Origin of the sequence: Bacillus cereus group sp. RP37 (assembly GCF_040459695.1) — a bacterium.
Classification (GTDB): domain Bacteria; phylum Bacillota; class Bacilli; order Bacillales; family Bacillaceae_G; genus Bacillus_A.
Window position 1 is genome coordinate 3,612,675 of record NZ_JARVHP010000001.1, and the last position, 12,858, is coordinate 3,625,532.

Genomic DNA, 12,858 nt, shown 5'->3' on the forward strand with positions numbered 1-12,858 from the left:
ATTACCTCTTTTCTAAAACCATAAAGAACGTACTATCCGGTAGCGCAACCGCATTCCCAGACTCATCTTTAAACTCGATTTTCTCGCTAAGATGTTGTGTATATCCATCCTGTAAATAGTTCATAGCTTGAATGATGTTTACTTTATCCCCAAAGATACCCTTTACGAAATCCTTATAGTCGTTTGGCGCAAAGATTCCAAACTGCTCTTGCACCTCGTGAACGAAAGAATCCTCGCCCCATGTATACGTATATAAGAACTCCATCGCATCGTTAACAGGCATTTTGACTATATTATCTGCAAGTACCTCATACTGGATTATACGCCCCTTAAATTCACGGACATACTGCTCTAAGAACTTCATTCCGCCTGCATCTTTAAAATGAATCACACGCATTAACGTTTTATCTTCGCTCATGATGCCATCACGAATGATAATACGACCTCCTGGCTTTAACACTTCGTAAGCACTCTGTAGCCCCTTTTTAATTACTTCATGATTGAATTTCTTCCCTTCATACTCGATATAAGAGAACAGTTCATGAAGGATAGAAGAATATACAATCGTATCAACCGATTCTTTATCAAACGAGCTACCTAAGTTGATTGCATCCCCTTTAATGACGTCCCAAGAACGACCTTCGTCCTGTTTCTTCTTTTTCAACGTATCAATCACGTTTTCGGAAATATCGATACCGTAGATTCGTTTATTTTCGGTCTCTTCTTCAATCATGTCTAGCATAACACCACCACCAGCTCCAACATCTACAACCGTATCTCCCTTTATATAATCAAGAATAATTCGTTTATCATCAGCCGAACTATTCATATGTTCCAAATACACTTCTTCGTTATGGAATCTATCATATGCGTCCTTTCGTAACCCGAAGAAATCAAAGAGCAGTACATTTGCTCGAGCATGCATCATATCTATCTTTTCTGCCTCTACACAGAAGGTGATTAACGCCTCACCTACAGCAGAAAATTGAAACGACACATACGCCGTCTTCATATCTTTATCGACTTTCATCTCAAAAGAAACATGCGTTGTATTCGGCTTCTCGTTCTCACGGTACTCCCGTAGATACTTCTCAATAACCCGCTTACGATACACATTGTCCTTCTTCTCACCTTTGAAATCATAGTGCAACTGCTGCATCAATTTCTCGAAATGGATATGTTGAACCTTTCTAGTTCCTATCTCGTTCTTTAACATAACAAAAACTGTCCAAATATCCTCGAAGCTAAGAGCATGCATAGACGGTTCTACATACCACAAATCCTTATCAGATAAGAACGTTTGAACGTCACTCTTCTCGCTCCCCATAATTATATCTTTTTCAAATACTGACTCCTTATGTTTTGGCGTGAGTCTATGTATACGAGAAGTAAACGGCTCCACATACCCATCAAATAGCCCATCAATTGTAATCTTCACATCGTTCTTTACTTCACTCCACAAAGATTTTGATACGCCCTCAATAATACATTGGTTAAGAAAGTATAAAATCTCCTTTAACCTAACGTCTCCGTATTCTTCTTTATATGTGTTAATTAAATCAATATGAGAGTCCAAACGAGCCTCCCCGCGGATATACTGCCCGATTAATCCATGTGTTCTAATTAAATCTCGAACAAACAAATACTCAGTAGCGTTTAAGTTTGTCTCTATACGTTCGATAAACTGAATATCACTAAAGATATCAGCAGAACCCTCGTTATGTACCAATAGATTGATCCCGTTTTTCTTCCATTGCTCCCGCTGTTTTAAAGAGCCTACCTTTGCAAGCTCACTATACGTTAGTACCTTTTCAATAATGCGATACGCTTCTTCATCTAAAGACAATCCATCTAACACTTGCAGCGTACGGTGTACATAGTACAACACCGCGTCTGTTTTTAATGCACCAAGTACCTGTACATTCTCATAGTTTTGATGTATCTCCTCTGCCTCGATTAGATACTTTAACCACGTAGGGTGAGCATCAGAAAACCCTTCGATGTATGTATTTAGAATTTCAATGTTTTTCAACTTATTTACCCCCATATAATCAATATTTGTAGTAAGGGCTGGGGCACCTTCTCCCAAAAGATCATCACCCTATGTCCCCCTAAATGCTACTGCTTGCTTTTTACCATCTACATCTCTTTCAAATACAAATGCATCAAACCCAGTCTTTTTATCATGTAAAAGAGAGTTATCTATTTCCTTACTAACATACCAAGTTTGTAACATATTCTTTTGTTCATCTCTTATTTTAACTTCATCAGGAATTTCGGCGGAATAGACATCAGGACTCAGCGGATCACTTCATAAATTAATGAACATATGTTGTGACAGAATCAATGGAAAAGGCAAGCGGTTGCATTCCACTTGCCTTTTTTTCATAGCTTAGTATGTATTTGAATTTCTTTTGCTTTCTCTTTTTCACCCTTCACGCGTACGATTAAATCATATGATCCGGATTTGGACGCTTCAAAAGAAAGCAGACCTTCTTTTTGAGAAGTGACTTCTTCTTCATAAATAACCTTATCATCTTTTGTAACTTGCAATAAAATCGTACCTTCTTCAACGGCTGCTTCATAAGGGATTTCCACATTTCCTTTTTCAGCTTTAAGCGTTTGTACATCGTAATACCCTTGCAGAGAACCAATTTTCAAAGTCGTTTCGCCATTTTTTTGAACCTTTGTGACTTGTGTTGCTGTGTTGCATGCGCTTAACAATACAACAAGAGTAAGAATCATAAATAAACGTAGTAATTTCATAGAAATTCTCCTTTTTTATGTATATGAATTAAAATTCTAAATTTAAATTTTGTACCATCTTATTTCCCACCTCTTAAAATAGCTGTTTTTATAATAAAATAAGTAATAGAAAATAATAAACAAGTACCCATTGTACCAAAAACTGCAACTGAGATGTTACCTGCTAATGTTTCATTTGGATCTAATGCATTAGGTAAAACTGTACCAAAAATTGCAATACAGGCTAATACAACCATAAAATATTTAAATCTTTTTACTTTCTTATTCATACTAATTATCCCCTTTATTCCTTAACATTAACTTCTAAACCAAATCCCCCCAAAACCTACACCAGGACCTAATGGTACATGAAATTTGACTCTGCTTTTTCTAGCTTCAAAAGATCCCCTGAGATTCCCAAATTAATTTCCCCCAAGTATTATACATAACAATTCATTCATATAGAAAAAGCCCCGTTCCAATCAAACACTTAAGTCCCTCTTTTTTTATAATACTCAAATAATTCTACACAAACATTTCTATCAATTCATCTTAATACCTCAATTACCTTTTAAGTATACCAATGACAAAATATATAATCTAATATTTTTTATATAATTCAAAAACAAACATAGTTACAGCAAGAGAATGCTTGTATGCTGATCTGTACTGCATTCCCTTATTCCATATATGCTATATTTCTATTCTTTTTTACTTAAATAAATTGCTCAATCTTATTTGTTGCAACTTCTTATGAATGCGTAACTACAATTTTTCATTTCTCTTCTTCATATGCTGGGAACACCACCAAAAGATGTCCCTGCCCTATGAAAAAAACCTTACTTTTAAAAAGTAAGGTTTTTTGTATTTATTCATTAGCGACATAAGCATTCTTATAAGTATAAATACCACCAAATTGATGCTTTTCAATTCCTTTTACATAATCCTTTTGTACGTAAGCTGAGCCCATTTGATAAAGTGGTGCGACCGCAGCATCCTCTAACAGAATACGCTCGGCCTCTTGCAATGCTTCCCACCTTTTCTTCTGATTTAGTACTAGATCACTTTTCGCTCTCTTTATTAATTCATCGTAGTGAAGGTTAGAGTAATTCATTTTGTTATTCGGATTACCCGTCGTAAATAGTTCTAAATAACTAATTGGGTCTTTAAAGTCCGGTCCCCAATTTGCCATAGATATATCGTAATCTCCGGTTTGTTCTAACTGTAATTTTTGCTTAAATGGCTGTTGTTTTATTTGTATCGTTAATCCTTGCAAATGCTTTTCTAAGTCACCTTTTATATATTCTGCCATACGTTTTGCATTATCTTGTTCAAACGTTAAAAACTCAAGGTTTACTTGCTCTACTCCAAGCTCTTTTTTCGCTTCTTCCCAAATCTTTTTCGCATTTTGCAAATCATATGAAGAAAGATCTCCGTTTTCTTTTCTAAAATCTTTACCCGTCTCTTCGTTTACATGACCAGCTGGTACAAGCCCACTTGCAGGTTTTGCCCCATTATTAATAAAGTGAGCAACGAAATCCTCTTTATTTAACGCGAATGAAATAGATTGACGCACCTTTTTATTTGCTAATGCATTATTTTTTTCATTAAAACGTAGCATAGCAATTCCAGGATCGCTCGACATATGTAACTCCTTATTCCCTTTATACTTGTCTACAAATTGAGAATTAATAGGCACCCGGTCCAAATCACCAGCTTCGTATAAATTAACAACCGTCATTGTATCCTTTACAATTTGAAAGTTTATTTCGTCTAATTTCACTTTCTTTTGATCCCAATATGTAGCATTCTTCTTTAATTGAAACTCTTGTTCATGCTTCCATTTCTCTAATACAAATGGACCATTATATATGAGATTACTAGGTTCCAATGCATAATTCTTTCCTTGTTCCTTCAAAAATGATTCATGCTGTGGTAAGTAAATAGGTAATGCTAACAGCTGTAAAAAGTAAGGAATTGGCTGCTCTAGTTCCACTTCTAATTTATAATCATTTATAACTTTAACCCCAAGTGCATCAAGAGGCATTGTTCCCTTATTTATCTCTTTCGCGTTTTTCACGTAAAAGAGCATGGACGCATATTGAGACGTTGTTTCAGCGTTAATTGCACGTTTCCATGCAAACATAAAATCATTTGCTGTCACACTGTCTCCATTTGACCATTTTGCATCTTTACGCAAATCAAATGTATATTTTTTACCATCTTCACTTCTTTGAAACGATTTTGCTACCGCTGGAATAGGCTGATCTTGATCATCTAATACATACAACCCTTCAAATATGTTTTGCATAACATGCGCTGATGTGCCATCCATCGTTTTCGCAGTATCAAGAGAAGGAATTTCTTCTGATACTGTTACATTTAATACTTGTTTTTTTGCCTCTGTGTCACTTTTATTCGCTTTATTATTACAAGCTGTTAATAATAAAGTTGTAACAAGTGCCATTACCATTAAATGGCTCTTTTTTCGCTTCATGAATTGTTCTCCTTAAGTATAAAATATTATAAAGCGTTATATATTATAGCAGAAATATGAACAGAAAGATGCGACATTCTTTTGAATATTTATTCGTTCAAAAAAAAGCTACCCTTTTAAAAAGGATAGCTAAAGATTGCATGTATAATCTGCGCTGTTCGCTCAAGTGTTTATAAAAAATCTCTTATTGCATACCTCCCTTTTTGTTTTAACTTTTCTTCTGTTTCATGTAAATTCCCCCATAACTAACTGAATAGGCGTATAGGGTACAGTTTGGTTGGGATATCTTCGTATCTCCATTCAGCAATGCCACTTTGTTTTTTCGAATCCAGGTCAAGTAGGAAGTGATATTTTACAAATCTTATACACTTAAGGATTTTGTAAGGATCAAGTAAGAAAAACGAGAACTTTGTTTCGTATAGTCAAAATATAAAGTGAAGAAAGAAAGAGAGAGAGGTTAGGAGTTGCCAGAGCGATTACGACAAAACCAGGACTGTTGGTTTTAGATGACATATCAATGATTTAGATGGTTGTTACAACAGAACCTTAATTTATCCTACCTGTTTTTTTACCATTACATATTGGAGGTTAAAACATGAATAAAAAAAATAAAATACAAAAATCCGTACTTTCCTTTACCCTACTCTTTTCTTTAGGCATTTCATCTTTTCCGCTTACAACAGCTATTCACGCAGATACACGTGAGAAACCATCTGTAGAAAAGAAACAAGTCTCTTTAACGGAGCGTACATCATTATTCCTTGAATATCTCCAGCAAGGTAAGTACCCAGAGGCACTTCAGTTGACGTCTGCTGCTTTTCAATCCAAGTTTACAGCAAACACATTACAAAACTGGTGGACACAAAGTGACTGGAGCGGGATAAAAAGCATGGGAACCCCCGTGATAAAAGAACGAAACTTGGTCCATCAGACGGTGGAAATTTCAGGAACTATCGAAGGAACTACCATACCGTTACTCCTTAAATTCACACCTGGCGGGAAAGTAGATGAGGTTGGGGTAAGGACGCCTCCGGAATCTTATATTATCCCGCATCCTAGATATGATCAACCTGCTTCCTATCAAGAACGTGAAATCGTCATTGGAAATTCTACCTATCCGTTACCAGCCACATTAACAGTTCCGAAACATAAGCCTGGTGAAAAGGTACCCGTAGTTGTTCTTGTTCATGGTGCTGGCATCCATGATCGCGATAGTACATATCTGGGAACAAAAATCTTACGAGACCTTGCGGTGGGCCTTTCGTCCAACGGAATTGCAGTGTTGCGCTATGAAAAACGCACCTTAGAACACGCATTAAAGATGAGTGCAGAACCTGTTACGTTAGACCGTGATACTACAGATGATGCCATATATGCAGCAAAATCAGCGGCGCAGCAGGAAGGCATTGATCCAAATAATATTTTCATTCTTGGACATAGTCTAGGAGCTGGCACAATGCCGCGTATACTGAGCAAATCACCTTCCTCACTTGTTAGAGGAAGTATCTTACTCGCACCACCTGCACGCCCATTGACTGACATTGCCATTGATCAGAATCAATACCTAGGGGCGCCAAAGGAAGTAATCGATGAACTAAAAAGACAGGCCGCTTTTATCCAAGATCCTACTTTCAATCCTGACCATCCTCCAGCTGGCTACAATTTTGGGTCGCCTCATTTTATGTATGATGTTTCAAGGTGGCGTCCAGTTGAAGAGGCAAGATCACGAAAAGAGCCTTTACTGATTCTGCAAGGAGCACGGGATTATCAAGTAACAGTAAAAAATGAATATACAAAATGGCAGGAAGGGCTTTCAAACCGCAGGAATGTTCAGTTCAATGAATACCCAAAATTGAATCATTTCTTCACGGAGGGTGATGGGGAATTAAGTCTTCCTAGTGAATATGAAATCCCTGCTAATGTTCCTGAGTACGTCATCCGGGACATTATTAAATGGGTCAACGAGACAAAAAAATAAGAAACATCAAAATCCTTCATATAATCATTATTACGTGAAGGATTTTTTGAAACTAGTGATTTTATCTAAATCATTCTCTTCTGTTTTATTAATCAACACTGATAAAAAATCTATCCTTTCCCTCTTTTTATCAATGTCGACACATAAAAAAGGTTCAGACACAAAAACAGGCTGTGGAGAAGACTTTCTCCACAGCCTAAAAATACCTATCTTTGCAAACCTCGTTTATAACGACTTGCTTCAAATATAATACGCTCTTCATCTAACGTTTTACATTCGCCATTCCAAACGACACGTTTTCCGTTAATAATTACATCACTTATATCTTTTCCACTAGCAGCATATACAAGGTGTGATAACACTTCATCTGCTGGTTGTAAATGCGGCTTATTAGACGGATCAATCGTAATAAAATCAGCACACTTTCCAACCTCAATTGATCCTGTTTGTTTCATGCCGATTACTTCAGCAGCTCCTTTAGTTGCAAGTGTAAGTGCTGTTTCAACTGGTAACGCTGTTGCATCTTGATGAATACCTTTTTGTAATAATGTTGCTATACGCATTTCTTCAAACATATCTAAATTGTTGTTAGATGCCACACTATCTGTTGCAATTCCAACTTTCATTCCTGCTTCTAGCATCGCTTTTACATTCGCTATACCCGATCCTAGTTTTAAATTACTATTCGGGTTATGTGCTACTCGAACATCATGTTCTGCTAAAAATGCACGCTCATTTTCATTTAATACTACACCGTGTGCAATAACTGTTGGGCGTTTAAATAAACCGCAACTTGCTGCATATTCTACTGGACGTTTTCCGTACTGTGTTTCAATATCACGTACTTCACGCTCTGTTTCCGAAAGATGAATATGAACCATCGTTTGATTTTCTACTGCAATACGAGCACACTCTTCTAACAGTTCTGTAGAACATGTATATGGACTATGCGGCGCAACCATCGTAGTTAACATACCACTTTCGTTATAGTAACGCTTCACATATTTTTCAGCTTCTTCAATCGCTTTCTTCTCATCGTCCTTCGTTCCGAAGCTAAATAAAGTTCTTGAAACAGCAGCTCGCATTCCACTCTTTGATACCGTTTCCATAATTGCATCTTGATCTACTCCAATTGGATTAAACATATCAGAGAATGATGTTGTACCACTTTTCACCATTTCAAGTAATCCTAATTCCGTACTAGCGACCGCAAGTTCTGGAGTAAACTGACTTTCAAGTGGCCAAATTCTCGTCTCCAGCCATGGTTGTAATAACATATCATCGCCAATACCTCTTAAGAGACTCATTACAACGTGTGTATGTGTATTTACAAGCCCTGGTAAAACCCACTTTCCTTTCATGTCAATTACTTCATCTACTTCAAAATCATTAGCGAACTCTCCGCTCTTTACATCTATAATTTGATCATTTTCTACAATGATATATCCATTTTCTATCACTTCGTTTTGTTCATTCATCGTTACGATTGTAGCGTTTACATAAGTTGTTTTCAAAAGTATTTCCCCTTTCAACTCTATGAAGTTCCCTTTAATAAGTTACCACCATTATAGTAACTTATTAAAGATTAAGAGTCAAAAGATAATTTAAATTCTTTCATTATCTTTTCCTTCAAAATGCTATATTGTTTTTCATTTGTATCTGCAAATGCTTCTTCTCGATTTGATTCCACATCCATATAATTCAGGTTTTCATTGAATTGAGCCTCTGTAAAATCAAAGTGCTGTCCATCTATAAAGTTATAAAAGTGCCACACCTCTCTTACTTTTGTCTTTTTAATTTCTCCTCCGTATATGTCTTGAACGACTAGAGCTGTAACACCACATTGTCCCTTTGCTGGATTTTCAATCGTCCACTTTGAACTTGTTTCAATCGACCACGATTTGATTAGTGCTTCATATATTCTTTTTCGCTTTATATTATCCATTCTCAGCTTCCCCTACTATTAATAGTTTTACACATCATATTGCAAAAGAGGTAATAAACGATCCTTTAAAACCGTTGATGGTGTCTCTCCTATTAACTTTGCTCCCATCTTCAGGTAATATCCTTTTGCATTCGGATCACTATCAATCGTAAAGCTTTTTAAACCTAATTCATTTGCTTTTTCTATTACATACTCCCAAAGTATTTTCCCGTAGCCTTTCCCTTTGTAACGAGGATGAATGTATAGGAAATCGAGAGCTTTATCATTTCGTAAAAATGAGAAAAATCCAATCTTCGTATTATCGTTTTCTAAAACATATACAAAATTATTTTTTATGTACTCTTCTGTAATTGTTAAATCTTCCTTACAAGCAAGTATGAATTCTTCACTATAGTTCCACGTTGCTTTTGAGTGTAGTGCAAGTTCACTTAATTCATTTGCTTCTCTTAATACCGCTTTTCTTATCTTCATGATTCTTTCTCCTCACTTTCATATGTAAACTATTAAACTGATTCGAAAAGTAATTTAAAAAACCTCTTATTTCCATAAATAAGAGATTACTTTTATAATTCTTCATATAGGTAACAATTTTTCAAAAGAAAAGAACGCCATCCCTGAAAGTTGGCGTTCCCTTTTTCGAAAGTCTAATCTTCAAACTCAATCATTCGTTTTACTATTTCTTACGATACACACCTATACAGTTTCCACTACCGCTTCAAGCATCGTTCCATTTTTAGCATAATTCGTATGCCAAGAAAAAGCTTTTTCTAAAATATGAGGGGTTTGTCCACCTCTTGTTTTTGCTTCTTCGAAATAAGCTCGTAACTGGTCACGATACATTGGATGTGCGCAGTTCTCAATAATCAGTTCCACTCTTTCTCTTGGTGCCAGTCCTCTTAAATCAGCGTACCCTTGTTCAGTGACGATAACATCTACATCGTGTTCCGTATGGTCTACATGAGAGACGAAAGGAACGATACTTGAAATGTTACCACCTTTCGCAATCGATTTCGTAACAAAGATAGCTAGACGTGCATTTCTCGCAAAATCACCAGAACCACCAATACCATTCATCATTTTTGTACCTAAAACGTGAGTAGAATTCACATTTCCGTATATATCTAATTCTAAAGCAGTATTAATTGAGATTAATCCAAGGCGACGAATGATTTCAGGATGATTAGAAATCTCTTGCGGGCGCATCATTAATTTGTCACGATATTTTTCAAAGTTAGAAAATACTTGTTGCATTTTCTCTTCTGAGAGTGTGATCGAGCAGCAGGAAGCAAAATTGACTTTCCCAGCATCCATAAGATCAAAGACTGCATCCTGTAAAACCTCAGAATACACTTCTAAATCTTCAAACTCCGAATCTAACATTCCATGTAGAACTGCATTGGCCACTGAACCAATTCCCGACTGTAACGGCGCTAAGCGATTGGTTAATCGCCCTACTTCGACTTCTTTTCGAAGGAACTCTATTAAATGCTGTGCCATAATAACAGTTTCTTCATCCGGAGGAACAATCGTCGATGGCGAATCTAGTTGGTTCGTAAACACAATTCCCTTCACTTTTTCAGCATCAATTGGGATACCGATTGAGCCAATTCGATCGTCCGTTTTTACGAGCGGAATTGGAAGTCGTTCCCCTTGTTTACCTGGTTCATATAAATCATGTAGCCCCTCTAGTTGCGCGGATTGAGCCATATTCATTTCAATAATGATGGACTTAGCATTTAAAGAAAACGCCAAAGAATTTCCAATTGAAGTGGTTGGAATAATCATTCCATCTTCAGTAATCGCAACCGCTTCCAAAATAGCGACATCTATATCCATAACGTCAGCACGGAGTAACTCTGCTGTATGAGACAAGTGCTGATCCACAAATAAAAAGTCTCCATTATTAATTCCTTTTCGCATAGTCGCATCAGCTTGGAAAGGTAACCTTTTCCCTAAAATTCCTGCTTCCGCAAATAATTTATCTACATCAGAACCTAAAGAGGCACCAGTATAAACATTCACTTTAAAAGATTTATCATTCTTAACTCGGTTTACAAGCGCAAATGGGACTGCTTTCACATCACCTGCACGTGTAAACCCACTTAAGCCTAAGGTCATTCCACTTTCAATCCATGAAGCTGCTTCTTCAGGTGTAACTACGCGATCTTTCAGACGTTGATCCCTAATTCTATCTAAATTATTCTCCATATGTAATCCCTCTCCCTGTGAATATTCATAATTATTTTACACTTTAACAGTATCTAAATAGGGATTTCAGTATACAATGCCGAAAATTCAGATAAAACAGCGAATCTAGGTTCTAAAGCAGAATAATCTAGAACCCTAGAAGTTTGCGAAAATAACTAGCGTATGATTGACTAACTGGTACCCTCTCTCCGTTATCCATCGAAAGTACAAAAGTAGAGTGCGTATCAGGATATATCGCTTTAATATGATTTACATTTACAATAAAGGCACGGTGGCATCTAATAAATGAATCTTTCGGAAGCAAGTATTCGAATTCTTGTAGCGAGTACTTATGTGTTCCTGTTAACTCTTCTGCATTCACATACGTTTTTTTATCTTTCGCCTCTAAATACATGACTTTTGAAAAAGGAACCGGAACCCATCCGTCTGTTGTTTTTAAAGTAACGACTGACTTACCATCCGTTAAAGCGGGATAAATTGCCGTCACGCAACCTTCAATCTTTTCATTATTTGAAAATGGTACGGCCATTCCATGATAAGGAATACCGAAAACATCCCGGTTAATAAACTCAGAGGTCTTTTGCTTCGTTACCATTGCTTTATGAGCAATCGTCCCTTCCTTAATAGGATCCCCAGCGCTAATCTTTAAATCAATTCGTTTACTTGGCCGATAATAAATATATTCTTTCGTATTCGAAACGGCGATTGATATTTCATCTGAAAACAATTCACCAACAACATCTAGTAGTATACCTAATGTTTTATCTTCCATATTATTAACACCTCATTTACTATTATACTACTATTATGATCTGTAAAACCGTTCAACAATTTGAACGGTTTTACAAACAATTTAATTCACCTTCGCCCCATAGCATCTTGCTACTGCAACTGCCTGCGCTATATCTAATTTTACATTTTTTAAATCGAAACTTGTAAAATCAACTCTATCAACTACAGCTCCTCTTAAATCTGCACCGCTAAGTTTTACCTTGCCTAATTGTGCGCCCGTTAAATCCGCTTCACGTAAATCTGCTTTTTCTAAATTACATTCATATAGGTCAGCTTCAATTAAACGTATACCTTTTAACATTTGTTTACTTAAGTTCGCGAACCTTAGATTCGTATATGACCAATCGCCCGATATTATAGTTATTCCGTCTAAATTCGCTTCTTCAAAATCAGAGCCAGTCATTTTACATTCTTCAAACTTCGATACGAATAAATTCGCACCAACAAACTTACAATTTGCAAATGTAGTTCCTTGATGGATAGAAGCGTTAAAAAGAGCACCGGTAAAATCACATTCTATGAAATTACAATTTTCAGTAGAAACTTCTGATGCATCTATCCCTCTAAAACGGCATTTTATGAAAGTACAATTTTTCAATTCCTCTTCTTTAATCAAATCATGTTGAAAATCTATTTCTGTATACTCTTTATTTACAAATTCACTCATAACCATTCCTCCATTTCCTCAAAGAA

The 12,858-nt window shown here is 36.3% G+C and carries 12 protein-coding genes; 1 reads left to right on the forward strand and 11 read right to left on the reverse strand.

The annotated features are described in order from the left end of the window. Position 1 precedes the first annotated feature (1 nt). The 5 genes from QCI44_RS19055 to QCI44_RS19075 all read right to left on the reverse strand — a co-directional run bounded on the left by QCI44_RS19055 (position 2) and on the right by QCI44_RS19075 (position 5,242). Positions 2 to 2,047 carry a class I SAM-dependent methyltransferase gene (locus tag QCI44_RS19055; protein ID WP_033659822.1) on the reverse strand — a complete coding sequence of 682 codons (2,046 nt, stop codon included), beginning with the start codon at positions 2,045 to 2,047 and terminating at the stop codon, positions 2 to 4. Positions 2,048 to 2,101: 54 nt separating this feature from the next. Next, the gene (locus tag QCI44_RS19060) at positions 2,102 to 2,236 is read right to left on the reverse strand and encodes a hypothetical protein (protein WP_016134149.1); all 135 of its coding nucleotides are present in this window, start codon (positions 2,234 to 2,236) and stop codon (positions 2,102 to 2,104) included. 149 nt (positions 2,237 to 2,385) lie between these two features. Then, positions 2,386 to 2,766: a BA_1872 family lipoprotein gene (locus QCI44_RS19065; protein ID WP_016088390.1), complete on the reverse strand. Its 381-nt coding sequence runs from the start codon at positions 2,764 to 2,766 to the stop codon at positions 2,386 to 2,388. A 59-nt stretch (positions 2,767 to 2,825) separates the two neighbouring features. Beyond that, the gene (locus QCI44_RS19070; protein WP_001036929.1) at positions 2,826 to 3,035 is read right to left on the reverse strand and encodes a hypothetical protein; all 210 of its coding nucleotides are present in this window, start codon (positions 3,033 to 3,035) and stop codon (positions 2,826 to 2,828) included. Positions 3,036 to 3,613: 578 nt separating this feature from the next. Beyond that, positions 3,614 to 5,242: a peptide ABC transporter substrate-binding protein gene (locus QCI44_RS19075; RefSeq protein WP_016134148.1), complete on the reverse strand. Its 1,629-nt coding sequence runs from the start codon at positions 5,240 to 5,242 to the stop codon at positions 3,614 to 3,616. A 595-nt stretch (positions 5,243 to 5,837) separates the two neighbouring features. On the opposite strand from QCI44_RS19075, the gene QCI44_RS19085 reads away from it, so the two are divergent. Next, the gene (locus QCI44_RS19085) at positions 5,838 to 7,220 is read left to right on the forward strand and encodes an alpha/beta hydrolase (RefSeq protein ID WP_016088392.1); all 1,383 of its coding nucleotides are present in this window, start codon (positions 5,838 to 5,840) and stop codon (positions 7,218 to 7,220) included. A gap of 206 nt (positions 7,221 to 7,426) precedes the next feature. Here the strand turns inward: QCI44_RS19085 and QCI44_RS19090 are convergent, their stop codons facing one another. From QCI44_RS19090 to QCI44_RS19115, 6 genes are all read right to left on the reverse strand, one after another. After that, on the reverse strand, positions 7,427 to 8,752 hold the full coding sequence (locus QCI44_RS19090) for a bifunctional S-methyl-5'-thioadenosine deaminase/S-adenosylhomocysteine deaminase (protein WP_353811404.1): 1,326 nt from the start codon (positions 8,750 to 8,752) through the stop codon (positions 7,427 to 7,429). A gap of 53 nt (positions 8,753 to 8,805) precedes the next feature. Beyond that, positions 8,806 to 9,165, reverse strand: a complete 360-nt coding sequence (locus QCI44_RS19095; protein WP_088083601.1) for a YunG family protein — start codon at positions 9,163 to 9,165, stop codon at positions 8,806 to 8,808. 27 nt (positions 9,166 to 9,192) lie between these two features. Beyond that, positions 9,193 to 9,636: a GNAT family N-acetyltransferase gene (locus QCI44_RS19100; protein ID WP_016088395.1), complete on the reverse strand. Its 444-nt coding sequence runs from the start codon at positions 9,634 to 9,636 to the stop codon at positions 9,193 to 9,195. A 222-nt stretch (positions 9,637 to 9,858) separates the two neighbouring features. Beyond that, positions 9,859 to 11,373, reverse strand: coding sequence for a succinyl-CoA:acetate CoA-transferase ScpC (locus QCI44_RS19105; protein ID WP_016088396.1), 1,515 nt, complete (start codon positions 11,371 to 11,373; stop codon positions 9,859 to 9,861). A gap of 127 nt (positions 11,374 to 11,500) precedes the next feature. Beyond that, positions 11,501 to 12,145 (reverse strand): LytTR family DNA-binding domain-containing protein, encoded by a 645-nt coding sequence (locus QCI44_RS19110; protein ID WP_088083600.1) that lies wholly within the window; start codon positions 12,143 to 12,145, stop codon positions 11,501 to 11,503. Positions 12,146 to 12,226: 81 nt separating this feature from the next. After that, positions 12,227 to 12,832, reverse strand: a complete 606-nt coding sequence (locus tag QCI44_RS19115) for a pentapeptide repeat-containing protein (protein ID WP_088083599.1) — start codon at positions 12,830 to 12,832, stop codon at positions 12,227 to 12,229. Positions 12,833 to 12,858: the final 26 nt, after the last annotated feature.